This window comes from Massilia sp. AB1 (assembly GCF_018119385.1).
Classification (GTDB): domain Bacteria; phylum Pseudomonadota; class Gammaproteobacteria; order Burkholderiales; family Burkholderiaceae_D; genus Telluria.
Genome location: NZ_JAGKSG010000056.1, coordinates 1 through 23514 on the forward strand (window position 1 = coordinate 1; position 23514 = coordinate 23514).

The following is a 23514-nucleotide window of genomic DNA, read 5'->3' on the forward strand; positions in this document are numbered from 1 at the left end:
CCCCCCCCCCCCGGCCCCGGGGCCCCCCGGGGGCCGGCCCCGGCGCGGCGGGCCGCCGCGGCCTAGCGCGTCTTCACGCCGCCTGCGCCTGCCCCATCGCGGCGGCGCTGCGTTCCACCTGGCGGCGGAAGAAGAACAGGCCGAGCAGCACCAGCGCGATCGGGACCAGGGTCAGGTAGAAGGCGAACTGGCCGTTGTAGCGCCCGAACACATAACCCGTCACCATCGAACCGGTGGTGCCGCCCAGCGCCGAGAAGATCACCAGCAGGCCCGTCATCGGCGCGTGCTGGTGCTTGGGCAAGGAGCTGAGCATCACCGAATTGATGCCTGGGTAAATCGGCGCCATGAACAGGCCGATCAGCGGGAACACGAAGGCCGCCAGCGGCGCGCTCGACCAGCTGACGTTGGGGTCGTGGGCCACGCCGTGGCTGAGCGGAAGCGCCAGCAGCACGGTGGCGCCCATCGCCAGCACACAGCCGACCATCACCGGGAACCAGTTCAGGCGGCGCATGATGAAGCCGGCCGACAGGCGGCCGATGGCCAGGCAGAAGGCGTAGATGCTGGTGACCTGCACGCTCATGGCCGCCGGCAGCTTGAGGATTTCGTTATTAAATGTCGGCAGCCAGGTGCCCACGCTCTGCTCGATCAGCACGTAGAGGAAGGCGGTCAGCACGAACACGCATACCAGCGGGCGCAGGAAGAGGCGCAGCATCTCCATGAAATCCTGGACCGGGCCGCGGCTCGCCGGCGCGACCGCCTCGCTTTCGTCGAAGCGGGTGAACAGCACCAGTACGAAGGTCAGCGCGCACAGTCCGGACAGCAGCCAGTACACGTTCAGCCAGCTGGTCGACGCCGGGTTGTTCGAGTCGATGAACCAGCCGAAGATCCAGTAGGCCGACAGCACCCCGACCATGAAGAAGCCTTCGAGGGTGTTCATGATGCCCGCATGCTGCTTGCGATCCTGGGCCACCAGGCCGACGGTGGTGTAGACCGACACCTTCACCAGGGCGAAGGCCACGCCCACGCACAGGAACAGCAGCTTGGCGGTCCCGAAGGCCGGCAGCAAGGGCATGGCCAGGCAGGCGCAGGCGACGATGGCCAGGGCCACCAGCATGGCCTTCTTGTAGCCGAAGCGCGGCAGGCTGGACGCGACCAGGAAGGACACGATCGCGATCGGCAAGTCCTTGAAGCCTTCCAGCACGCTGGCCGAGGACTTGTCGACGCCGTAGTTGTTGATCACCTGGAGAATCACCGTACCCACGCTGTTGAGCAGGATGGCGAACACGAAGTAGATCAGGAAGAGTGCGAGCAGTATGCGGCGTTGGTTCACGCTGTCTCCTAGTATGGTTGTTTTTGCGCGCGCGTTCAGTTTAGTAGTCTTCGAGCCGGAATGCGCTCAACGAGGGAATCACGTGGTCGGCGCGGGTCAGCACCTCCGGCCTTCCCACGCCCACCGCCACCATCCCGGCATCCTTGATCGAGGCCACTCCGGCGACCGCATCCTCGACGCCGAGGCAGTCTTGCGGCTCCAGCCCCAGCTGGACGGCCGCGGTCAGGAAGATTTCCGGATGCGGCTTGCTGTTCCTGATCGTGGCCGCGTCGACCACGGTGTCGAAGCGCTCGCGGATGCCGAGGCGGTCGAGCACCGTGAAGGCGTTCTTGCTGACCGAGGCCAGGCCGGTCTTCAGGCCCGCCGCACGCACCGCGTCCAGTGCGTCCAGCGCGCCAGGCAGCAGGTCGCCGGGCGTCATGGTCGCGATCAGTTCCTGGTAGTGGCGGTTCTTGGCGTCGGCCAGGGCCAGCTTTTCTTCCTCCGAAAAGCCGCGCGGGGCGCGCGCCAGGATCAGTTCGAGCGAACCCATGCGGTCGACGCCCTTGAGCTGCTCGTTGAATTCCTCGTCGAAGGACGCGCCGACCGCATCGGCCAGGCGCTTCCACGCCAGGTAATGGTAATGCGCGGTGTCGGTGATGACGCCGTCCAGGTCGAAAATGACTGCCTTGTACTTGCTCATGCGGCCTCCAGGCGGATGTCGGGGTTGGCGCGCGTCAGCTGCACGGCGGTCCCGTGGTGGGTGAACGCCAGCGACTCGCCGTCCGCCAGCTTGTAGTGAACGCCGGCAGCGTCGACGGAGACGGCCAGCAGCGCGCCCTGCACATGCACCTGGAAGCGGTAGCTGGTCCATTTGCCGGGAAGGGCCGGCGCGAAACGCAGGCCGCTGCCCGTCAGCCGCATGCCGGCGAAGCCGTAGGCCACGCCCAGCCAGGTGCCGGCCATCGCCGCGGTGTGCACGCCGTACTCGGTGTTGGCGTGGGTGTTGTCCAGGTCCAGGCGCGCGGTCTCCATGAAGTAGTGGTAGGCCTTGTCGGCGTAACCCACTTCATTGGCGACCATGCTGAAGATGCAGGACGACAGCGAGGAATCGTGGGTGGTCACGCGCTCGTAGAAATCGAAGTCGCGGCGCTTGTCGTCCAGGCTGAATTCGTCCGACAGCAGCAGCAAGGCCAGCACCACGTCGGCCTGCTTGCACACCTGGTGGCGGTAGATCACCAGCGGGTGGTAGTGCAGCAGCAGCGGATACTTGTCCTTGGGGGTGCCGGCGAAGTCCCAGGGCTTCTTGGACAGGAAGCTGTCGTCCTGCTCGTGGATGCCCAGCGCTTCGTCGTAGGGCAGGCGCATCGCCGCGCTGGCCGATCGCCAGGCCGCGATCTCGCTGTCCTCCAGGCCGATGGCCCCGGCCACGCGGGCGAAGTCGGCGGGCCGCTCGGCGCGCAGACGCTCGGCCATGTCGGCCGCGAACCTCATGTGCATGCGCGCCATGGCGTTGGTGTAGTAGTTGTTGTTGACCAGGGCCGTGTATTCGTCCGGGCCGGTCACTTCATTGATGCAGAAGCGCCCTTCGCGGTCGTAGCTGCCGATCCCGGTCCAGATGCGCGCCGTCTCCATCACGATCTCGGCGCCGTACTGGGCGATGAAGTCGAAGTCGCCGGTGGCGAGCAGGTAGAGGCGGATCGAATAGGCGACGTCGGCGTTGATGTGGTATTGGGCCGTGCCGGCCGGGTAGTAGGCCGAGCATTCCTCGCCGGCGATGGTGCGCCACGGGTAGAGGGCGCCGGTCGCGTGCGACATCTGGCGCGCCCGCTCGCGCGCCTTGGGCAGGCCGTTGTAGCGGTACTGCAGCAGCGCGCGCGCAATCTCGGGGCGCGAGAACAGGAAGAAGGGGAAGACGTAGATCTCGGTATCCCAGAAATAGTGGCCCTCGTAGCCTTCGCCGGTCACGCCCTTGGCGGCGATGTTGGTGCGGCCGTCGCGGCCGACCGACTGCAGCAGGTGATACTGGTTGAAGCGCACGCCCTGCTGCAGGGCGTCGTCGCCCTCGATCTGGACGTCGGCTTCCCGCCAGAAGCGGTCGAGGTAGACGCCCTGCTCGGCCACCAGGTGGGCGAAGCCGTCCTGCGCTGCGCGCGCCATTTCTTCCCTGGCCAGGCGCGGGACCTCATCTTCGGCCACGTCGCGCGAGCTGACGTAGGCGATGAACTTGTGCAGGGTCAGCGCCTCGCCTTCGCGCAGGCTGGCGCCGAAGGCATGGACGGCGCCGCGGCCGGCGGACGCGGTCGCGCAGACGTGACGCATGCCGGTCGCCAGCAGGAAGCCGCTGTTCCGGGTGCGCTGCAGCAGCAGTTCGCCCTCGCCATCCGCTTCGCGGCTCAGCGTGGACAGCGCCGGGCCGGTCACCGCCGAGCCCACGCGCGGGTCGTCGCCGGCCTGCAGGTTGGTGACCTCGCTGTCGATGCGGGAAGCGATCTCCACCCGGCCGGCAAAGTTCAGCGCCGTCACCCGGTACTCGATCGCGGCCACATGCTTGCGTCCGAAGCAGACCAGGCGCCGGCTGTCGATGCGCACGCGGTGACCCTGTGGGCTTTCCCACTCCACGGTACGTTCCAGGACGCCCTTGCGGAAGTCCAGGCTGCGCTCGTAGGCCAGCAGCTTGCCGGCGTCGAACACGAAGCGCTCGCCCTCGACCGTGAGCGCGATGCACTTCGCGTTCGGCACGTTCAGCATGAACTCGTTGGTGCGCGCCAGGCCATAGGCGTTTTCCGGGTAGTGGATCGCCTCGTTCTCGTAGAAGCCGTTCAGGTAGCTGCCTTCCAGCCCGGCCGCCCCGCCCTCCTCGTGGGTGCCGCGCAGGCCGATGTAGCCGTTCCCGAGCGCGAACAGGGTCTCGTGCAGGAAGGCGCGCGGCCCCAGGGGCGCGGTCTCGCGGATCTGCCAGGGCTCGGCCGGGACAGCGTCGATGACATCGATAACATTTTCCACTTCGGTTTCCTCGTCTGGGCCGCACGGTCACGGCGCGCGTTGTATCGCTTGGTTAAATCAGGGAATCAAGTCTGCCGAACGATCAGGGTCGTCGGCAGCATTTCGGAATCGGTCGGCTGGCCCTCGATCATGGCCAGCATCTTTCTCGCCAATAGCACGCCGCCGTCGCGCAGGTACTGGTGCACGCTGGTCAGCGGCGGCACGAAGCTCGCCGCACCCGGCGTGTCGTCATAGCCGATGACGGAAATATCGTCCGGCACCCGCAGGCTGGCTTCGGTCAGGGCGCGGATCGCGCCCATGGCCAGCAGGTCGCTGGCGGCAAACAGGCCATCGCAGGCCAGGCCAGGCTTTTTCTTCAACAGGGTCTGCACCGAATCGAAGCCGGCTTCGAAAGTGAAAGCCTTGGGACGCAGGATGTGCACGGTGGCGCGTCCGGCCAGGGTGTCGATGAAGCCGGCGCAGCGCTCCTGCACCTCGGCGTGGTCGACGTCGCCCAGGAAGATCAGCTTGCGCCGCCCCTGCTCGAGGAAGCGCTCGGCCGCGCTGGCCCCGCCCTTGCGGTTGTCGCTGCCGACGACCACGTAGTCGCCGTCGCGCTCGGGCGCGCCCCAGACCACCAGCGGCAGATTGGTCTGCTGCAGGGTGCGCACCGCCTCGCCGTGCGAACCCTGGCCCAGCAGGATCAGGCCGTCGGCGCCCTGCACAGGCGCCGTATCCAGCAGCTGCTTGGAGGTGAGCACCACGCTGTAGCCGGCCGTGGTCAGTTCCTGGGTGATCCCGCCCAGCAGCTCCAGCGGATAGGGATCGGACATCGGCCGCCCTTTCACGGGCGTCATCTCGACCACCACGGCCACGGAGTAGGAACGGCGCATGCGCAGGTTGCGCGCACTGATGTTGAAACGGTAGCCCTGCTCGGCCGCCAGCTGGCGGATCTTCTCGCGCGTCTTCTCGGTCACCAGCGGGCTGTCGCGCAGGGCGCGCGACACCGTAATGGTCGAGACGCCGGCCAGTTTGGCCAGGTCTTCCATCGTCGGGGCAGTGTCGCCTTTTGCCTTGTTGTGCTTTGCCAGTGCCATGGAATGTCGATTGGTTCAATACGGCATGCATTATGACAGAAGTTTTTGTTTTGTCGACTAGGAATGACATCGATAACAATGTCGTTGACATCGATAACATTCGATGATTCAATGACACGACTTTCCCGACAGATCATTGATCAGGAAGGGACAAAGCAGGGCCGGAGACGCCCTGCCGGCAACGAATTCCAACAACAGAGAGCCCATACCATGAAGACTACGCACCAGTTCCCGCAACTGTCCGCCATCGCCCTCGCCGTGCTCGCCCTCGGCGCGCACTGCCAGGCCATGGCCCAGGAAGCCGGATCTGCCGACGCTCCAGCAACTCCCTCCGCCGTCCAGAAAGAAATCCAGCAGGTGGTCGTCACCGGCACGGCTTCGGCGGCCGGCACCCGCAAGATCGACGCCGCCTTCAGCATCACCACCGCCAGCGAGGAACAGCTCAAGGCGGCCGCCCCGATCAGCACCGCCGATATCATGAAGATCGTGCCGGGCGCCTACGCCGAATCCACCGGCGGCCAGTCGGGCGCCAACATCCAGGTGCGCGGCTTCCCCTCGGGCAGCGATTCGCCCTTCGTTTCGGTGCAAATGAACGGCAACCGATCTACCCGGTGCCGGTCCTGTCCTTCTTCGAAGGCTCGTCCTCCTTCCGGCTGGACGACACCATCGAGCGCGTCGAAGTGCTGCGCGGCGGCCCGAGCACCATCTATTCCGCCGGCCAGCCGGGCGCCACCATGAACTTCATCATGAAGAAAGGCACCGACACGCCGGAAGGCTCGATCCGCGTCACCGCCGGCACCGGCAACCTGCGCCGCGTGGACGGCGTTTACAGCGGCAAGATCGCCGAAGGCTGGTACGGCATGATCGGCGGCTTCTACCGCGTGACCGACGGCGTGCGCAAGGCGGGTTTCCCGGCCGACGACGGCGGCCAGCTGTCCGCCGCCCTGACCCGCAAGCTGGACCAGGGCGAGCTGAACCTGTACATGCGCTCGACCAACGACAAGAACGCCTTCTACACCGGTGTGCCGCTGATGTCGGCCAATGACGGCCGCACCATCACCGAGTTCCCCGACTTCGATCCGCTCACCGGCACCCTGATGAGCAACGAGATGCGCCTGTTCACCGTGGAAGCGGCGCCGGGCCGCACCCTGAACTACGACCTGGGCGACGGCCGCGGCCTGAAATCCAACCTGTTCGGCGCCGAATTCCAGCAGAACCTGAACGGCTGGCAGGTGTCGAACAAGCTGAACTACTTCAACGGCGACCTGAACACCGTCGCCATGTTCACCGGTAACAACCCGCTGCGCGCCGGCGACTACCTGGCGGGCGCCATCACGGCGGCCAACGGCAATGCGGCGGCAGTGGCGGCGGCCGGCCGCCTGGCCACCACCGGCGCCATCACCTATGCGAACGGCGGCGGCGCGGTCGACCCGAACCAGCAGGTGGTCCAGGCTGGCCTGTGGGCGGTCGAGAAGAAGCTGCGCTCCTTCACCGACGAACTGCGCGTCAGCCGCGACATCGGCGCGAACCACACCCTGACGGCGGGCGCCTATGTGGCGAACTACTCGTCGAAGGACACCTGGTTCCTCGGCAACAGCCACCTGATGACCGCGACCCCGAACGCGCGCCTGATCGATGTCCGCCTGGACAACGGCGCGGTAGTCTCGAACAAGGGCAAGGAAGGCAACATCTTCTATGCGCCGGTCGCTTCCTACGACGGCGACAACACCGCCTTCTTCCTCGCCGACGAATGGCGCGTCACCGACCGCCTGAAGCTCGACGCCGGCATGCGCCGCGAGAAGCAGCGCCTGAACGCGACCATCTCGAACCTGAGCTCGGTGGACACGGACGGCAACCCGCTGACGCTGTACAACAACGGCACCTCGACCCCGGACGGCAGCTTCACCGGCCTGTCGCGCGACGACTCGGTGAACTCCTTCACCGTCGGCGGCCTGTACAAGCTGGGCAAGGACAGCAGCGTGTTCGTGCGCGCCAACCAGGGCCACACCTTCATCTACTTCGACGACATGCGCAACGCCGGCACCCAGGCCGTGCTGGACGACCGCTCGCGCGTGCCTACCCCGAAGGTCAAGCAGCTCGAAGTGGGCTTCAAGACCGCGACCCCGCTGTACAGCGCCTACGTGAACGCCTTCTTCACCGACTTCACCGGCATCTCCTTCCAGCAGATCACCACCAGCGGCGTGCTGTACTCGGTGAGCGGCTCCAAGGGCAAGGGCGCTGAATTCGAACTGGCGGTGCGTCCACTGGCGGGCCTGCAGCTCCAGCTGACCGGCAACTGGCAGGATTCCGAGTACCGCGACAACCCGGCGATCGAGGGCAACACGGTGCAGCGCCAGCCGAAGTTCCAGTTCCGCTTCTCGCCGAGCTACCGCATCCCGCTGGGCGACCAGGCGGTGCGCGTGTACGGCACCTACTCGCGCGTCGGCAGCCGCTGGGCGGACCAGGCCAACACCCAGTACCTGCCGTCCTACGAGACCGTGGACCTGGGCGTGCTGGCCGAACTGTCGGACAAGCTCGAGTTCCGCGTGAGCGCCACCAACCTCACCAACGAACTGGGTCTGACCGAAGGCAATTCGCGTCTGACCAGCGGCAACGCCACCGGCCCGATCAACGCGCGTCCGCTGTTCGGCCGCGCGGTGGAAGCGTCGCTGACCTACCGCTTCTAACCGTGCATCTTGCGCCCGGCCTCGCGCCGGGCGCGCATGCGATCTCCACCCCTCTTTGGCGGAACCTCGGTTCCGCCTTTTTTATGGGCGCCGGCGGCGCCGGCCGAACCATGCCGCCAGCGCACCAAGAGCCGCGAGGGCCGGCAGCGCGGGCTCGGACACCGGCTGCGCCACGCGGCTATCGAGCAGCAAGCCACGCGAACCGTGGCAGTCCGGATTGAGATAGCCGCAGCCGAAGTACTCGTCGCTGCGCGCCGCCAGCATCGTGAACACACCTCCGCTGCTCTCCATCACGAAATCGGAATTGCTGTCGTTGGCGCGGATACTCCCGTCGAGCAGGCCTCCCGGCAGGAAGCGGATATCCAGATTGACGTAGTCGCTCCAGTAACGCGGCGCGCTGCGGTATTCGTAATCGATATAGTTCCACACGGCCGCGGAGCCGTCCGGCCACACGCCCTCGTACCAGTAGCGCAGCGACAGCAGGCTGTCCTGCTCATCGATGCAGGGAAAGGTCTCATAGCACCGGTTATGCACTTCGAGCTGCAGGCTGCCCCGGGCCACGGCGGCATCCGAGAACACCATTTCGATATTCAGCCCGGGCAACATGGTCGGCGCGGCATAGGCCTGGCGCCAGGTATAGATCACTTCAGCGCTCGCCGGCTGGGAAACCAGGGCAGCGGCGAGCAGGCACGACAATGTACGCAACATCCATTACTCCAACGGTAAGTGGGAACAAAGGCTAAGCAAGGAGCGCGCCGGAACATCCTGCGCGCCTATACCACTGATTTAACACATGTATTTACTTGACGCCTTGCGCGAATCCGCACGGGTGTCAAATTTTTCGACAGCGGCCGCTAGGCGAGCGGGCGGCGCATGTACAGGGAATCTCCGGGATACGAAGCCAGCCCGCGTCCCGGCGCACAGGCAGCCGCCGCGGCTGCGCGGTAGCCGAGGGTTTCCCAGAAGGCGGCGCTGTCCTGCACCGACACCAGGGCCGACCAGCGCAAGCCCTGCTCCCTCCCCAGCGCCAGCAGATGGCTGGCCAGGCCGCGCGCCAGCCCCTGCCCCAAGGCGTGCGGCGCCACCGCGAGGTCGTGCAGATAGAGGGTGTCGGGCTGCGGCGCCGGTGCGAACGGGGCGCCCAGGTCGGTGACCGCGCCCAGGACCGAGGGATAGGCGAACAGGTAGCCCGCGACGCCATCGCTGTCCACGGCCACCGCGCAGGTGCCGGGCGCGGCGCGCAGGCGGGCAAGGACGATAGGTCCCGGTTCCTGCATGGCCGCGGGATAGCAGGCAGCCTGCACGCGCAGGACCCCGTCGAGGTCGCTCTCGCGCATGGGACGGATAGGAGAAAGCATCGGCAATTCGGTAGCGCAAAACTGCCGATGGTAGCACGCAGGGTGGCCACCCCAAGCGCACGCTTGACGCCGCAAGGCGCATCCGCCATGCTATCCATTCTGACAACGTCTTCCGGCCCCGCCTATCCGGCGCGGCGGAATCCCGCAGCGGCCGGCCCATCCCGTCGGAACCGCGCTACGGACGAACGCATGCGGAGCCCCGTCTTTTGCGCGGCGCCCGCGATTTTCTTCGTACGCCAACCACAGGATGACAGCAATGAGCAGCACCGACCAGACCCGGATCCAGACCCGGACCGAATACATCCTGACCGCCAGCTGCCGGGCCGGCACGGGCATCGTGGCCGCCGTGGCGACCTTCCTGGCCGAGCGCGATTGTTATATCTGCGCGCTGGAGCAGTTCGACGACGACTCGACCGAACGCTTTTTCATGCGCCTGGTCTTCCGCCTGCAGGACGGTTCGCCGCCGGTCGACGAGATCCGCCAGGAATTCGCGGCCGCCGTCGCCGCGCGCCTGCAGATGCAATGGAAGATCCACGACCCGGCCGATCCGGTCAAGACCGTCATCCTGGTCTCCAAGTACGACCACTGCATCGACGACCTCCTGTATCGCCGCCGCAACGGCGAACTGAACATGTCGATCACGGCCGTGGTGTCGAACCACCTCGACCTGCGCCCGATGGTCGAGCGCGAAGGCATCCGCTACGTCTTCCTGCCCGTGACCAGGGAGAACAAGGCCCAGCAGGAAGCCCGCCTGCTGGAGATCGTCGAGGAAACCGGCGCCGAGCTGGTGATCCTGGCGCGCTACATGCAGATCCTGTCGGACGAACTGGCGCGCCGCCTGGCGGGGCGCTGCATCAACATCCACCATTCCTTCCTGCCCGGCTTCAAGGGCGCCAAGCCCTACCACCAGGCTTTCGACCGCGGCGTCAAGCTGATCGGCGCCACCGCCCATTACGCCACGCCGGACCTGGACGAGGGCCCGATCATCGAGCAGGTGCTGACGCGGGTCGACCACACCTACACGCCCGCCCACCTGGCGCGCGTGGGCCGCGACAACGAATGCATGGCCCTGGCCGCCGCCGTCAAGTACCACATCGAGCGCCGCGTATTCGTCGACGGGAACAAGACCGTCGTCTTCCGCGGCAACTGATACGCCGGGCCGGTATCACTGCCCGATACCCGGCGTAGCGCCGCACGCCACCTCGGCGCCCGCGCCTTGCCGGCGCCATCCCGCAGGTCCATCATGCGCCTACCGATCGAGGAGACACGCATGAAACACCTGCTTTTTGCCGCCCTGCTCTGCCTTCCCTGCGCCGCCCTGCACGCGGCGCCGGATCCTTCCCAGCCCTCGCGCGCCCTTGGCGACCTCTCCGCGACCGTCGTCGGCGGCTCGGTGCTGCTGACGGCCGCCGGCGGCAGCGTGGTGGTCGAGAGCGTGCGCGCTTCCGGCGACGCCCTCGAGGTGGTCCTGCGCAGCACGGCCGACGCCAGCCTGGCCACGGTGCGCCTGTCGGCCAGGGCCGCCGGCGGCCTGTCGCTCGGCGCCGGCACCGTGCTGGAGGTGCTGGCCTCGTCGGCCGGCCAGGTGCTGGTCCTGGCGGGCAAAGCCATCGCCTTCATCCCAAACGAAGCCGGCAAGGCCTTGCTGCACCATGCGCGGGCATATTGACATGGGGCGCCTTGCCGCCGGCCTGCTCGCCCTGAGCCTGGCCTGCACCCAGCCGGCCCGCGCCGGCCAGGGCTGCGGCGAAACGGCCTTGTCGGGACAGGATGCGGTGCGCTCGCTGGAACTCGCCGGGCGCACGGTCGCCGCGCTGGAGCGCAGCGGCGCCAGCGTCGCCCTGGTCTCGCGCGCCGGCCAGGACCTGGGCAAGTACGGCCTGCGTTATTCGCACATGGGCATCGCGCTGCGCGACCATCCAGCGGGCCGCTGGACCGTCGTGCACGCACTCAACGACTGCGCCGCGAACAGTTCCGTCCTGTACGTGGAGGGCATGGGGAACTTCTTCCTCACCGACCTGTTTCGTTTCGAAGGCCATGTCCTGATTCCGGGCCCGGCGAGCCAGGCCGCGCTGGTCCGCCTCCTGGGCGAGCGTACGGCCCTGGCGCATTCCCTGCACGAGCCGCGCTACAACATGCTGTCCTACGCTTTCTCGACCCGCTACCAGAACTCGAACCAGTGGGTGCTCGAGACCTGGGCCGCCGCCGCCGCGCCCCAGCAGGTGGCGACCCGGGCGCAGGCGCAGCAATGGCTGCGCCAGGCCGGCTTCGCGCCCATCACGGTCGACATTCCCGCCGCCACGCGCCTGGGCGCACGCATGTTCCGCGCCAACGTGGCCTTCGACGACCATCCCTTCGACCGGCGCATGGCCGGGCGCATCGATACGGTCACCGTCGAAGCGATCCTCCGCTTCGTCCAGGCCGGCGATCGCGAGGCCCGGGTGCTGGTCGTCGAATAAGCGCGGTTCATGCTCAAGGCATCAAGGCGCCACGGTCATTGCCGGCGCATGCACGCCGGCATTGTTGGGAGCACCACGCTTTGCACGGTCATGCGGCAGCCAGCGCCCGGCCTGGGATCTCCCACTTTGCATAATTTCGTGTCGGAAATTTTTACACCTTATCAATATGCGTCGGTTTGCCAAGCCGACATTTTTCATGCGTTTAAGAAAAAGCTGCTTCACATCAATGCCTTAGCGATGCATGGAGGAAAGCTGGCACGGCACTTGCTTATTCCTGCTTGAATTCAACTTTATCAACCCAGGAGTAAGCATGAAAAAAATTCTCGCCGCCACTATCGGCGCGGCCCTGAGCTTCGGCGCTGCTGCAGCACCAGCCACCGCACTGCCGCCGGGTCCGATCTACCTGAAGTTCACCGGCCAGGAACAAATCGCCGTCAACGGCGCGACCACCTTTGCCGGCAGCAAGGAAATCAACTGGGGCGTGTTCATCATCTCGACCCTGGACGTCGGCAGCGTCAACACCCCGCACGACCAGATCGACCCGACCGGCAACGAGTTCTTCTCGAACGGCGCAAGCCGCGGCGGCGCGGACAAGGGCTCGCAGATCACCGGCATGTTCTACGGCATCGAGCAAGGCGAGGCCTCGCCGACCAATCAGTTCCCGGCTACCAAAGGCTACATGGACCTGTACTGGCGCGACCTGAACCTCTTCTCGAAGAGCAGCCTGGACACGAATCTGAGCCCAAGCAACCCGAACCCACTGAAGCCGAACGTTCGTTGCGGCTGGGACTGCGCCGCTGGCTTTACCGATGGCACCTTCCTGGGCCGTCTGTTCTTTGACACCGGTATGGACGTCAACAGCTCGGTCAACACCATTGTCGGCAGCACCATTCCGAGCAGCAATGGCTTCACCGGCACCGCCGACTCCTACGCCTCGGTCGACATGACCCACATGGGCCTGTGGAGCGAGCAGCTGGACTCGGACTTCTTCAAGAATTCCCTCGGTACCCGCGACCTGCGCTTCAAGAACAGCTATAACTACAACCGCAACTTCAATGGCGGCCCGAACATCCTGGGCGCGCGTATCGACGATCCGGGCCAGGCCTACGCGCTGCCGGAACCGGGCGCGCTGTCGCTGATGGGCCTGGCAATGGTCGGCATGGGCGCCGCCCTGCGCCGCCGCCAGAAGCAGGCGTAATCGAGGGTTCATCCTTTCGATCCGCGAAAAGGCCCTCCGGGGCCTTTTCGCATTGTTGGGACTATCACCAACGGCAGATGCTGCGCCGCCGTCCCGGAATTAGGTGCGTGGCTTAACCGAACAGCAAGGCCCCGCACGGTAAGGTTCCCCTTCGCTCAACGAGGGGACGACCATGGAACTTCACCAGCATTACCCGGTGCGGCTGCGCATCAACGGCCAGGAGCGCAGTTTCGACGTCCAGGCCTGGGTGACCCTGCTCGACCTGCTGCGCGAGCGGGCCGGCCTCACCGGCACCAAGAAAGGCTGCGACCACGGCCAGTGCGGCGCCTGCACGGTCCTGGCCGGCGGCAAGCGCATCAATGCCTGCCTGACCCTCGCCGTCATGCACGACGGCCATGACATCACCACCGTCGAAGGCCTGGCCGAAGGGGACCGGTTGCACCCGCTTCAGCAAGCCTTCATCGACCATGACGCCTTCCAGTGCGGCTACTGCACGCCGGGCCAGCTCTGCTCGGCCGCCGGGCTGATCGCCGAGGGCGAGGCCAGGACCCGCGACGAGGTGCGCGAACTCATGAGCGGCAACCTGTGCCGCTGCGGCGCCTATCCCCAGATCGCCGACGCGGTCTGCGAGGTGCTGGGCGTCGACCAGGGCAAGGTGGGCGCATGAATCCCTTCGCCTTCACCCAGGCCCGCGACCTGGACGGCGTGCTGGCGGCCATGGCCGCTGGCGCCCTTCCCGTCGCGGGCGGCACCAACCTGATCGACCTGATGAAGGAAGGCGTCATGGCGCCGTCCCGGCTGGTCGACATCAACGCCCTCGGCCTGGACAAGGTCGAGACCTCCGCCGAAGGCGGCCTGCGGCTGGGCGCCCTGGCCCGCAACGCCGATACCGCCTACCACCCGCTGGTGCGGACGCGCTACCCGCTGCTCAGCGCCGCCATCCTGGCCGGCGCCTCGCCCCAGCTGCGCAACATGGCCACCGACGGCGGCAACCTGATGCAGCGCACCCGCTGCGTCTACTTCTACGACGTCGGCACACCCTGCAACAAGCGCGTACCCGGCAGCGGCTGCCCGGCGCGGGACGGCCTGAACCGCCAGCACGCCATCCTCGGCGCCAGCGAGCACTGCATCGCCACCCACCCGTCCGACATGTGCGTGGCCCTGCGCGCGCTGGACGCCACCGTGCACGTGCGCTTGGCGGGCGGCACCCGCAGCATCCCCTTCGCCGATTTCCACCGCTTGCCCGGCGACCGGCCGGACATCGACAACACCCTCGAGGCCGGCGAGCTGATCACCCACCTGACCTTGCCGGAGGCCGACCGCTTCGCGGACCATTCGGCCTATCTCAAGGTGCGCGACCGCCTGTCCTACGCCTTCGCGCTGGTATCGGTGGCCGCGGCCCTCGACCTGGCGCCGGGCCGGCGCATCCGCGCGGCCCGCATCGCCCTGGGCGGCGTGGCCCACAAGCCCTGGCGGGTCGAGGAAGCGGAACACGCGCTGGCGGACAAGGTAGCCGGCGATGAAGCCTTCGGCGCCGCCGCCGACATCATCCTGCGCGGCGCCCGCGGCTACGGCGGGAACGATTTCAAGATCCCGCTGGCGCGCAACGCCATCGTCCAGGCCCTGGGCAGGGCCGCGCGCGGCACGGCGGACAGGGGCGGCATGGAAAGCGGAGAACAAGAATGACCGATCTGATCCCAGAACTGCGCACCCCGAGCGCCCCCGAGGGCACCGGCCGGGTGCGCGCCGGCATGGCGGTATCGCGCGTGGACGGCCGCGCCAAGGTCACCGGCGAGGCGCGCTACGCCGCCGAGCACGAGGCGCCCGGCCTGTGCTACGGCGTGGCCGTGAACAGCACCATCGCGTGCGGCCGCATCGTGCGCATCGACCTGGTCGACGCCCTCACGGCGCACGGCGTGATCGCCATCCTGACCCACGAGAACCGGCCCAGGATGCGCGACGCCGACCTGGCCTACAAGGACATGACCGCGCCCGGCGGCTCGCCTTTCCGTCCCTTGTACAGCGACCGCATCTTCTACAGCGGCCAGCCGGTGGCCCTGGTGGTGGCCGCGAGCTTCGAGGCGGCGCGCCACGCGGCCGCACTGGTGCGCGTCACCTACGAGAGCGAGGAGCACCAGACCGACCTGCTGGCCTCGCTCGGCCAGGCCTACGAGCCGCGCCCGATGAAGGCCGGCTTCACGCCGCCCTCCTCCAAGGGCGACGCCGCCAAAGCCTTCGACGCGGCCCCGGTCAAGGTCGACGCCCAGTACTACAACGGCGTGGAGCACCACAATCCGATGGAGATGCACGCCTCGACCGTGATCCGCGGCGAGGACGGCCACCTGACCATCTACGACAAGACCCAGGGCTCGCAGAACTGCCGCTGGTACGTGTCGCGCGTGTTCGGCCTGTCGAAGAACAAGGTCACGGTACGCAATCCCTACGTGGGCGGCGCCTTCGGCTCCGGCCTGCGCCCGCAATACCAGCTGCCGCTGGCCGTGATGGCGGCGCTCAAGCTCAAGCGCTCGGTGCGCGTCGTGCTGACGCGCCAGCAGATGTTCAGCTTCGGCCACCGCCCCGAAACCTGGCACCGGGTGCGCCTGGCCGCCGACCTGGACGGCCGCCTGCAGGCCATCATGCACGAGGCGATCCAGGAAACCTCGCGCCTGGAAGACTATGTCGAGGTGGTGGTGAACTGGTCGGGCCAGCTCTATGCCTGCGACAACATCGACCTGGGCTACAAGCTGGTGGCCCACGACCGCCACTCGCCGATCGACATGCGCGCGCCCGGCGCCGCCCATGGCGTGCACGCGCTCGAGGTGGCGATGGACGAACTGGCCTACGCGCTGAAGATGGACCCGCTCGCGCTGCGTCTGAAGAACTACGCCGACGTCGCGCCGATCGAGGGCAAGCCTTTTTCCTCCAAGGCCCTGCGCGAATGCTACCGGATGGGCGCCGAGCGCTTCGGCTGGAAATCCAGGCCCCAGGAGCCACGCACCATGCGCGAGGGCGATGAACTGGTCGGCTGGGGCATGGCCACCGGTGTCTGGGACTCGCTGGTGATGGTGGCCCGCGTCTCGGCCGAGCTGCGCGCCGACGGCCGCCTGGTGGTGTCGAGCGCCGCCTCGGACATCGGCACCGGGACCTACACCGTGATGGCGATGATCGCGGCCGAGGCCATGGGCATGCCGCTCGAACACGTGATCTTCCAGCTGGGCGACTCGAACCTGCCGCCGGCGCCGGTTGAAGGCGGATCCTCGCACGTGACCACGATCGGCTCGGGTGTCGCCGGCGCCTGCGACAAGCTCAAGAAACGCCTGCTGCGCCTGGCCCAGGCCCTGCCTGAGTCACCCTTCGCCAAGGCGCGCATGCGCGACGTCGAATTCGCCGACGGCGCGCTCAGCCTGCGCAAGCAGCCCGGGCAGCGCCTGCCGCTCACCGAGCTGCTGGCCGCTTCGCAGCTCGACCGGGTCGAGGAAAAATTCCTCATGACCCCGCAGATGCTCAAGCAGCGCAAATACACCCGCGCCGTGCATTCGGCGGTGTTCTGCGAAGTGCGGGTCAACGAGGCGCTCGGCATGGTGCGCGTCACGCGCGTGGTCAGCGCGGTGGCCGCCGGCCGCATCATCAGCGCCAAGACCGCGGCCAGCCAGGTCAGGGGCGGCGTGGTGTGGGGCATCAGCCAGGCGCTGCACGAGGAATCCCATACCGACCACCGCTTCGGACGCTTCATGAACCACAACTACGCCGAGTACCACGTGGCCGTGAACGCCGACATCCACGACATCGAGGTCCTGTTCGCCGAAGAAGACGACCGGGTGGTCAGCAAGCAGCTGGGCGCCAAGGGCGTGGGCGAAATCGGCATCGTCGGGGTGGCCGCGGCGGTCTCCAACGCCATTTTCCACGCCACCGGCAAGCGCCTGCGCACCACCCCGATCACGCCGGACAAGCTGCTGCTGGGTGAGCGGGCGCTCCCGGCGCAGCCTTGAGCCCAGGCCCGTGGGCCGCGCGCCCACGGGTTTCCTCATCGGCAATGCGTGTTGTGGCGTCCCGCGCCATCCGTATTTTCCCCTAGTTGCATAAGCATATACACTCTGGTACAACCTTCCTGCGTACCTACGCGCTGCAAAATAAACAATACGAGACCAGAGGACGACACCATGAAATTCAAGACGATGTGCACCGTCGCGTGCATGGCCCTGTTCAGCGCCGGCATGGCCCAGGCCCAGAACTACCCGACCAAGACCATCACCATGATCGTGCCGTTCGCGGCCGGCGGCCCGACCGACACGGTCGCGCGCCTGGTGGCCCAGTCGATGGGCAACACCCTGAAGCAGCAGATCATCATCGAGAACGTCGGCGGCGCCGGCGGCACCATCGGCGCCGCGCGCGCCTCCAAGGCGGCGCCGGACGGCTACACCCTGTTCCTGCACCACATCGGCCACTCGACCGCACCGGCCCTGTACCGCAAGCTGAGCTACAACGCCGAGACCGACTTCGAGCCGATCGGCCTGGTCACCGACGTGCCCATGACCCTGGTGGCGCGCAAGGACTTCCCGGCCAAGGACTTCAAGGAACTGCTGGCCTACGTGAAGGCCAACAAGGACAAGGTCACCTACGCCCACGCCGGCCTGGGCGCCGCCTCGCACCTGTGCGGCATGCTGCTCCAGACCGCCATCGGCGTCGACCTGACCACCGTCGCCTACAAGGGCACCGGCCCGGCCATGAACGACCTGCTGGGCGGCCAGGTGGACCTGATGTGCGACCAGACGACCAACACCACCAGCCAGATCAAGAGCGGCAAGATCAAGGCCTACGGCGTGACCACCAAGGCCCCGCTGGCCGCCCTGCCGGGCGTGCCGACCATGTCCAGCGCCGGCCTGCCGAACTTCGAGGTGGCCGTGTGGCACGGCCTGTACGCGCCGAAGGGCACGCCGAAAGCGGTGGTCGACACCCTGTCGAACGCCCTGCGCGCCGCGCTCAAGGATCCGGTCGTCAAGCAGCGCTTCGCCGACCTCGGCACCGAGCCGGTGTCCGACGAGCGCGCCCGTCCGGAAGCCCTGCGCAGCCACCTGAAGTCGGAAATCGCGCGCTGGGCGCCGATCATCCACAAGGCCGGCGCCTACGCTGACTAAACGCCCTTCCTGAGTAATCAATCCCGGACCGGCCAGCAAGCCGGCCCGGGATTCGCCCGTTACAATAGCATTTTCATAAGCAAAAAAGGGGACCCCACGTGCCTGCCTTCATCCGCCATCCGAAGGACTTCTGGATCGGCATCATCTTCATCTTCTTCGGCCTGAGCGCCGTCGTCATCGGCCAGGACTATGGCATGGGCACCGCCGGCCGCATGGGTCCGGCCTACTTCCCGGTCGTGCTCGGCGGCCTGCTGGCCCTGATCGGCGCCATCGGCGTGATCCGTTCCTTCATCCGCCAGGGCGAACCCATCGGCCGCATCCACGTCAAGGAGCTGGTGCTGATCCTGGCCGCCGTGCTGCTGTTCGGCTACCTGGTGCGCAATGCCGGCCTGGTGCCCGCGGCCATCGTCCTGATCATGGTCAGCGCCTTCGCCAGCCCCAAGTTCCACCTCGGCAAGACCGTCGCCCTGGCCATCGGCCTGGCGGTGTTCGCCGTGCTCCTGTTCGTCAAACTCCTTGGCCTGCCGATGCCCATCCTGGGCGCGTGGTTCGGTGCTTAACTAAAAGAAGAACAACATGGAAATCCTCAGCAATCTCGGTCTGGGCCTGGAAACGGCCTTCACCCTCACCAACCTGCTGTATTGCCTGATCGGCGTGTTCGTCGGCACCGCGGTCGGCGTGCTGCCCGGCCTCGGCCCGGTGGCGACCATCGCCATGCTGCTGCCGGCGACCTTCGGCCTGCCGCCGATCTCGGCCCTGATCATGCTCGCCGGTATTTATTACGGCGCCCAGTACGGCGGCTCGACCACCGCGATCCTGGTCAACCTGCCGGGCGAATCGTCCTCGGTGGTGACCGCCATCGACGGCTACCAGATGGCCCGCAACGGCAATGCCGGCAAGGCCCTGGCCACCGCCGCCATCGCCTCCTTCTTCGCCGGCACCGTGGCCACCATCCTGCTGGCCCTGGCCGCCCCGCCGCTGGCCGACCTGGCGCTCAAGTTCGGGCCCGCCGAATACTTCTCGCTGATGGCGCTGGGCCTGGTGGCCTCGGTGGTGCTGGCCAGCGGTTCGCTGCTGAACGCGATCGGCATGGTGGTGCTCGGCCTGGTGCTGGGCATGGTCGGCACCGACGTCAACTCCGGCGCCGCACGCTACACCTTCGACCTGCCGCAGCTGGCCGACGGCATCAACTTCGTGATCGTCGCGATGGGCATGTTCGGCATCGGCGAAATCGTGCGCAACCTCGAGCACGACGAGACCCGCAACCTGGTCATGAAGAAGGTCAAGGGCCTGATGCTGGACAAGGAAGACCTCAAGCGCATCGTCGGCCCGGTCCTGCGCGCCACCGGCCTCGGCTCGCTGCTGGGCATCCTGCCGGGCGGCGGCGCCATGCTGGCTTCGTTCGCCTCCTACTCGATCGAGAAGAAGGTCTCGCCGAATGCCCGCAACTTCGGCAAGGGCGCGATCGAAGGCGTGGCCGCCCCGGAAGCGGCCAACAACGCCGGCGCCCAGACCTCCTTCATCCCGATGCTGACCCTCGGCATCCCGTCGAACCCGGTGATGGCGCTGATGATCGGCGCGATGATCATCCAGGGCATTCAGCCGGGTCCGGCCGTGATGACCGAGCAGCCGGCCCTGTTCTGGGGCCTGATCGTCTCGATGTGGATCGGCAACCTGTTCCTGGTCGTGCTGAACCTGCCGATGATCGGCCTGTGGGTGCGCATGATCATGGTGCCCTACCACTTCCTGTACCCGGCGATCCTGATGTTCTGCGCGATCGGCGTGTTCAGCCTGAACAACAGCGAATTCGACGTCGGCCTGATGGCGGTATTCGGCCTGCTCGGCTACTTCTGCTCCAAGCTGGGCGCCGAGCCGGCGCCGATGCTGCTCGGCTTCATCATCGGCCCGATGATGGAGGAATACCTGCGCCGCGCCCTGCTGCTCTCGCGCGGCGACCCGATGGTGTTCGTGGAGCGTCCGATCAGCGCCACCATGCTGGTCCTGGCCGCGATCGCGATGTCCGTGGTCCTGCTGCCTTCGCTGCGCAAGAAGCGCGAGGAAGCCTTCCACGAAGAAGAGTAATCGCTTCTCCGAAGCCCGCACCGCCAGGTGCGGGCTTTTTTTTCGGGCGCTGTCACCGTTAAATGTAGAAATTGAACTGCCGGGTTTCCTGCTGGTCCAAGTGTCATTGATCGACCTGGACACTGGAGACGGCAATGGACGGCAAGCGCTTCGCGACGTGGATGCGGCAACTGCCGCTGCTGACCAAGGGGCAGCGCGGCAAGCTCATGGAGGCGCTCGGGCCGGCGCTTGGCCTGGATCGCCTCCGCGAAGCAATCGAAGTGAACCGGCCGGCGCCCTGCGGTCCGGCGTGCGAGGCCGGGCGCCCTTATCGGCATGGCCAGCTCCGCGGCCTGCAGCGCTATCGCTGCCGCGCCTGCGGCAAGACCTTCACGGCCCTGAGCGGCACACCGCTGTCTCGCCTGCGCCATCGCGGCAAGTGGCTCGACTATCTGGATAAGATGCTCGACGCCACGAGCGTACGCGCGGCCGCCGAGGGGGTCGAGGTGCACCGCAATACCAGCTTTCGCTGGCGCCACCGCTTCCTGGAACTTGCCAAACACGACAGGCCGCAGCACCTGAACGGCATTGCCGAGGCTGATGAACTCTTTTTGCTGGAATCGCAAAAGGGCTCGCGCCAGTTGGATCGGCCGGCACGCCGGCGGGGTGGAGGGGCTTCCAAACGCGGCATCTTGCGCGAGCACGTCTGCATCCTGGTCGCCCGCGACCGCACCGGACGGACCCACGATTTCGTCACGGGACGCGGCGCGGTCACGACACCTCAGCCGCACCGGCACTTGCTGCCCGTGCTCGATCTGGACGTGCTCCTGGTCACCGATGCGCATGCGGCCTACCGGGCCTTCGCGCGCGAAGCAGGTATCTCCCACGAATGCGTCAACCTGCGCGCCGGCGAGCGCGTGCGTGGCGCCGTCCATGTACAGAACGTCAACGCCTACCACCGCCGCTTCCGGCAATGGCTGGCGCGCTTTCACGGCGTCGCCTCGCGTTACCTGCCGAACTACCTGGGCTGGCAATGGGCGCTGGACGGTGCGCGCATCGCTTCGCCGGACCGCTTTCTGCGAGCGGCGATGGGCCTCTTCCACACCTAACGAGGACAGCGCCTTTTTTCGCCTAGTCGAAAGCGCGCTGCCGCAGCAGCAGCGCCGCTCCCGCCAGTCCCACCCACATCAGCACCCAGAATACGTCCATGCCGGCGAGCAGCGCTGCCTGCTGCGTCACCGGCGCCGCCGGGTCCAGGGCCGCTTCCGCCAGCCGGGCGCCGTGCAGCGCGCCGCGTTCCTGCAGCAGCGCATTGGTCGCGCCCACGCCCAGCGCCAGCGCGGGCTGGCTCAGCATGTTCTTGAGCTGCTGGGCGTGCGAGAACACCACGTTGTTCGCCTGGAAGTCCTTGAAGCCGTGCACCGCCGTCGCGGCCATGGCCACCACCAGGAAGCCGCCGAACAGGCCGATCCACCAGGTCACCCCATCCCAGGCATGGCCACGCGGATCGAGATGCGAGAAGTGCCAGCCCAGCAGCGCCAGCATCAGGAAGGCCACGACGTAGAACTTGGTCGCATGCGGCCGCACGCGCACCGTCGCCAGCACGGCCCAGAAGGCGAGGAAGCTGACCGCCATGCCGGCAGACTGCAGCCGCCCCGCCGCCTCGAAGCCGACGCCGAGCGCGCGCTGGACCAGTTGCGGCAGCGCGGTGCTGACCGCGCCCAGCACCAGGTAACACAGGCTGAAGATCGCCAGCCCTGCCCGGTAGCGCCGGCTGCCCAGCACCTCCAGATGCAGGAAGGGCGCGCGCCGGCGCGTATGCAGCAGCCCGAAGGCCAGGAGCATGGCCAGCCCGAGCGCCAGCAGGAACAGCGCGTGGGCCCGCTCGCCATGCCAGTCGTAGGCCAGGCGCTGGGCGCCGAACAGGGCCAGGCCGGCGCCGCCGGCGAGCAGGGCCGCGTCCAGCGTATGCAGGCGCGTGGGACTGCCGTCCAGGGTATCGGCTCCCGGCGGCAGCCAGCGCGCCGCCAGCACGGCAGCGCCCAGCGCCACGAGGGCCAGGACCAGGAACATGCCGCCCCAGGCTTCGCGCCCGACCAGTTCGGCCGCCGCCCAGGGACCGAGGGCGATCCCGAGCGCGAGCGCGCTGCCGAAAGCGGCGATGCCCTGCAGACGCTGGGGCGACGGCGGAATCAGGTTGACCAGCATGCGCGAGACCGTCATGAACGCTGCGCCGCCGGCGGCCATCAGGATGCGCCCGAGGGCGAAGACCGGCACCCGGTCCGCGCCCGCGCTCAGCCAGGCGCCGAGCACGAAGCACAGCAGCGACGCCAGCAGGTAGTTGCGCCAGCCCAGGCGCTGGACCAGCACCGTCACCTGCGAGATCGCCAGCACCGCCACGGCGGCGTACAGGGCGCTGAGCGCCGCGTACTCCTCCGGCGAGGCCCCGATGTGGCCCATGCTGGGCGCCGCGGCAAACACCAGCATCCCGGTCTGCAGGAATTCGATGAAGTTGAGAGCGAAGATCGCGGCCAGCAGGGCCGGACGCGGGATGGCCGGGAAGTTCATGGCGGGCTCCTAGCGCTGAGCGACGCCGCTCGCACGGCCCAGCGCGCGCTCGACCGCGGCCTCCGCGCCCTGGTCCTCGGTGGCGTACACCACGGTCTCGTAGCGCTGGCGCTGCGCGCCGGCCTGCATCAGCGCGGGGCCGTCGCGGCGGCTGGTGTCGATCTCCACCTTCATCGACAGGCCCAGGCGCAGCGGGTGGGCAGCCAGTTCGGCCGGGTCGAGGGCGACGCGCACCGGCACCCGCTGGACTACCTTGATCCAGTTGCCGGTCGCGTTCTGGGCCGGGACGGCCGCGAAGGCGCTGCCGGTGCCGGCTTCCTGGCCCGCCACCGTGCCATGGAAGACCACCGCGTCGCCGTACACGTCGGCGGTCACCTTGACCGGCTGCCCGATGCGCACGTCGCGCAACTGGGTTTCCTTGAGGTTGGCCGTGACCCACATCTGGTCCAGCGGCACGATCGCCATCAGCGGCGCGCCGGGCGCCACGCGCTGGCCCAGCTGGACATTGCGGCGCGCGACGATCCCGCCCACCGGCGCCGCCAGCGCGGTGCGCGACAGGGTGACGGCGGCGTCGCGCACCTGGGCGGCGGCGGCCGCCACTTCCGGGTGGTTATCGACCGTGGTGCCGTCGACCAGCGCATGGGCGGCGCCGGCCTG

General features: G+C 67.5%; 22 protein-coding genes. 14 read left to right on the forward strand and 8 right to left on the reverse strand.

Annotation, left to right across the window (positions count from 1 at the left end; all coding sequences use genetic code 11):
* Positions 1 to 73: 73 nt before the first annotated feature.
* From J8847_RS21435 to J8847_RS21450, 4 genes are all read right to left on the reverse strand, one after another.
* Positions 74 to 1330 carry an MFS transporter gene (locus tag J8847_RS21435; RefSeq protein WP_211526711.1) on the reverse strand — a complete coding sequence of 419 codons (1257 nt, stop codon included), beginning with the start codon at positions 1328 to 1330 and terminating at the stop codon, positions 74 to 76.
* 40 nt (positions 1331 to 1370) lie between these two features.
* Positions 1371 to 2012, reverse strand: a complete 642-nt coding sequence (pgmB, locus tag J8847_RS21440; protein ID WP_211526712.1) for a beta-phosphoglucomutase — start codon at positions 2010 to 2012, stop codon at positions 1371 to 1373.
* Positions 2009 to 4315, reverse strand: coding sequence for a glycoside hydrolase family 65 protein (locus J8847_RS21445; RefSeq protein ID WP_211526713.1), 2307 nt, complete (start codon positions 4313 to 4315; stop codon positions 2009 to 2011). The genes pgmB and J8847_RS21445 overlap by 4 nt, the downstream gene beginning before the upstream one ends.
* Positions 4316 to 4380: 65 nt before the next feature.
* Positions 4381 to 5391: a LacI family DNA-binding transcriptional regulator gene (locus J8847_RS21450; protein ID WP_229429838.1), complete on the reverse strand. Its 1011-nt coding sequence runs from the start codon at positions 5389 to 5391 to the stop codon at positions 4381 to 4383.
* A 210-nt stretch (positions 5392 to 5601) separates the two neighbouring features.
* Here J8847_RS21450 and J8847_RS24290 point away from each other — a divergent pair, with 210 nt between their 5' ends.
* Together J8847_RS24290 and J8847_RS21455 are read left to right on the forward strand one after the other, a co-directional pair.
* Positions 5602 to 6129, forward strand: a complete 528-nt coding sequence (locus J8847_RS24290) for a TonB-dependent receptor plug domain-containing protein (protein ID WP_229513109.1) — start codon at positions 5602 to 5604, stop codon at positions 6127 to 6129.
* Positions 6012 to 8078, forward strand: coding sequence for a TonB-dependent receptor domain-containing protein (locus tag J8847_RS21455; RefSeq protein ID WP_229513113.1), 2067 nt, complete (start codon positions 6012 to 6014; stop codon positions 8076 to 8078). Before J8847_RS24290 ends, J8847_RS21455 begins: the two co-directional genes overlap by 118 nt.
* A gap of 81 nt (positions 8079 to 8159) precedes the next feature.
* On the opposite strand, the gene J8847_RS21460 is transcribed toward J8847_RS21455, so the two are convergent.
* Entirely contained in the window at positions 8160 to 8786 is a 627-nt protein-coding gene (locus tag J8847_RS21460; RefSeq protein WP_211526714.1) for a PEP-CTERM sorting domain-containing protein, read from the reverse strand.
* 146 nt (positions 8787 to 8932) lie between these two features.
* Entirely contained in the window at positions 8933 to 9436 is a 504-nt protein-coding gene (locus J8847_RS21465; protein ID WP_211526715.1) for a GNAT family N-acetyltransferase, read from the reverse strand.
* 256 nt (positions 9437 to 9692) lie between these two features.
* Here J8847_RS21465 and purU point away from each other — a divergent pair, with 256 nt between their 5' ends.
* The 12 genes from purU to J8847_RS21525 all read left to right on the forward strand — a co-directional run bounded on the left by purU (position 9693) and on the right by J8847_RS21525 (position 21398).
* Positions 9693 to 10586, forward strand: a complete 894-nt coding sequence (gene purU / locus J8847_RS21470; protein ID WP_373888818.1) for a formyltetrahydrofolate deformylase — start codon at positions 9693 to 9695, stop codon at positions 10584 to 10586.
* 120 nt (positions 10587 to 10706) lie between these two features.
* Positions 10707 to 11105, forward strand: coding sequence for a hypothetical protein (locus J8847_RS21475; protein ID WP_211526717.1), 399 nt, complete (start codon positions 10707 to 10709; stop codon positions 11103 to 11105).
* A 1-nt stretch (position 11106) separates the two neighbouring features.
* Positions 11107 to 11895 (forward strand): DUF2145 domain-containing protein, encoded by a 789-nt coding sequence (locus J8847_RS21480; RefSeq protein WP_211526718.1) that lies wholly within the window; start codon positions 11107 to 11109, stop codon positions 11893 to 11895.
* A 9-nt stretch (positions 11896 to 11904) separates the two neighbouring features.
* Positions 11905 to 12177: a hypothetical protein gene (locus tag J8847_RS21485; RefSeq protein WP_211526719.1), complete on the forward strand. Its 273-nt coding sequence runs from the start codon at positions 11905 to 11907 to the stop codon at positions 12175 to 12177.
* A 28-nt stretch (positions 12178 to 12205) separates the two neighbouring features.
* Positions 12206 to 13093, forward strand: a complete 888-nt coding sequence (locus tag J8847_RS21490; RefSeq protein WP_211526720.1) for a PEP-CTERM sorting domain-containing protein — start codon at positions 12206 to 12208, stop codon at positions 13091 to 13093.
* Between the two features lie 172 nt (positions 13094 to 13265).
* On the forward strand, positions 13266 to 13760 hold the full coding sequence (locus J8847_RS21495) for a (2Fe-2S)-binding protein (RefSeq protein ID WP_211526721.1): 495 nt from the start codon (positions 13266 to 13268) through the stop codon (positions 13758 to 13760).
* Positions 13757 to 14779, forward strand: coding sequence for a xanthine dehydrogenase family protein subunit M (locus J8847_RS21500; RefSeq protein ID WP_211526722.1), 1023 nt, complete (start codon positions 13757 to 13759; stop codon positions 14777 to 14779). Before J8847_RS21495 ends, J8847_RS21500 begins: the two co-directional genes overlap by 4 nt.
* Entirely contained in the window at positions 14776 to 17082 is a 2307-nt protein-coding gene (locus tag J8847_RS21505; protein ID WP_211526723.1) for a xanthine dehydrogenase family protein molybdopterin-binding subunit, read from the forward strand. The genes J8847_RS21500 and J8847_RS21505 overlap by 4 nt, the downstream gene beginning before the upstream one ends.
* A gap of 171 nt (positions 17083 to 17253) precedes the next feature.
* Positions 17254 to 18228, forward strand: coding sequence for a tripartite tricarboxylate transporter substrate binding protein BugD (locus J8847_RS21510; protein ID WP_211526724.1), 975 nt, complete (start codon positions 17254 to 17256; stop codon positions 18226 to 18228).
* 98 nt (positions 18229 to 18326) lie between these two features.
* Entirely contained in the window at positions 18327 to 18788 is a 462-nt protein-coding gene (locus J8847_RS21515) for a tripartite tricarboxylate transporter TctB family protein (protein WP_211526725.1), read from the forward strand.
* Positions 18789 to 18804: 16 nt separating this feature from the next.
* Positions 18805 to 20310 (forward strand): tripartite tricarboxylate transporter permease, encoded by a 1506-nt coding sequence (locus J8847_RS21520; protein ID WP_211526726.1) that lies wholly within the window; start codon positions 18805 to 18807, stop codon positions 20308 to 20310.
* Positions 20311 to 20444: 134 nt separating this feature from the next.
* Entirely contained in the window at positions 20445 to 21398 is a 954-nt protein-coding gene (locus J8847_RS21525) for an IS1595 family transposase (protein WP_211526727.1), read from the forward strand.
* 22 nt (positions 21399 to 21420) lie between these two features.
* On the opposite strand, the gene J8847_RS21530 is transcribed toward J8847_RS21525, so the two are convergent.
* Together J8847_RS21530 and J8847_RS21535 are read right to left on the reverse strand one after the other, a co-directional pair.
* Positions 21421 to 22857 carry an MFS transporter gene (locus tag J8847_RS21530; RefSeq protein WP_211526728.1) on the reverse strand — a complete coding sequence of 479 codons (1437 nt, stop codon included), beginning with the start codon at positions 22855 to 22857 and terminating at the stop codon, positions 21421 to 21423.
* Positions 22858 to 22866: 9 nt separating this feature from the next.
* Positions 22867 to 23514, reverse strand: a 648-nt coding sequence (locus tag J8847_RS21535) for an efflux RND transporter periplasmic adaptor subunit (RefSeq protein WP_211526729.1), incomplete at its 5' end; no start/stop codon positions are given.

Coding starts and splice junctions, on each gene's coding strand:
- pgmB (WP_211526712.1), bottom strand. CDS start 2,012: ATGAGCAAGTACAAGGCAGTCATTTTCGACCTGGACGGCGTCATCACC.
- J8847_RS21450 (WP_229429838.1), bottom strand. CDS start 5,391: ATGGCACTGGCAAAGCACAACAAGGCAAAAGGCGACACTGCCCCGACG.
- J8847_RS24290 (WP_229513109.1), top strand. CDS start 5,602: ATGAAGACTACGCACCAGTTCCCGCAACTGTCCGCCATCGCCCTCGCC.
- J8847_RS21460 (WP_211526714.1), bottom strand. CDS start 8,786: ATGTTGCGTACATTGTCGTGCCTGCTCGCCGCTGCCCTGGTTTCCCAG.
- J8847_RS21465 (WP_211526715.1), bottom strand. CDS start 9,436: ATGCTTTCTCCTATCCGTCCCATGCGCGAGAGCGACCTCGACGGGGTC.
- purU (WP_373888818.1), top strand. CDS start 9,693: ATGAGCAGCACCGACCAGACCCGGATCCAGACCCGGACCGAATACATC.
- J8847_RS21475 (WP_211526717.1), top strand. CDS start 10,707: ATGAAACACCTGCTTTTTGCCGCCCTGCTCTGCCTTCCCTGCGCCGCC.
- J8847_RS21480 (WP_211526718.1), top strand. CDS start 11,107: ATGGGGCGCCTTGCCGCCGGCCTGCTCGCCCTGAGCCTGGCCTGCACC.
- J8847_RS21485 (WP_211526719.1), top strand. CDS start 11,905: ATGCTCAAGGCATCAAGGCGCCACGGTCATTGCCGGCGCATGCACGCC.
- J8847_RS21490 (WP_211526720.1), top strand. CDS start 12,206: ATGAAAAAAATTCTCGCCGCCACTATCGGCGCGGCCCTGAGCTTCGGC.
- J8847_RS21495 (WP_211526721.1), top strand. CDS start 13,266: ATGGAACTTCACCAGCATTACCCGGTGCGGCTGCGCATCAACGGCCAG.
- J8847_RS21500 (WP_211526722.1), top strand. CDS start 13,757: ATGAATCCCTTCGCCTTCACCCAGGCCCGCGACCTGGACGGCGTGCTG.
- J8847_RS21505 (WP_211526723.1), top strand. CDS start 14,776: ATGACCGATCTGATCCCAGAACTGCGCACCCCGAGCGCCCCCGAGGGC.
- J8847_RS21510 (WP_211526724.1), top strand. CDS start 17,254: ATGAAATTCAAGACGATGTGCACCGTCGCGTGCATGGCCCTGTTCAGC.
- J8847_RS21520 (WP_211526726.1), top strand. CDS start 18,805: ATGGAAATCCTCAGCAATCTCGGTCTGGGCCTGGAAACGGCCTTCACC.
- J8847_RS21525 (WP_211526727.1), top strand. CDS start 20,445: ATGGACGGCAAGCGCTTCGCGACGTGGATGCGGCAACTGCCGCTGCTG.
- J8847_RS21530 (WP_211526728.1), bottom strand. CDS start 22,857: ATGAACTTCCCGGCCATCCCGCGTCCGGCCCTGCTGGCCGCGATCTTC.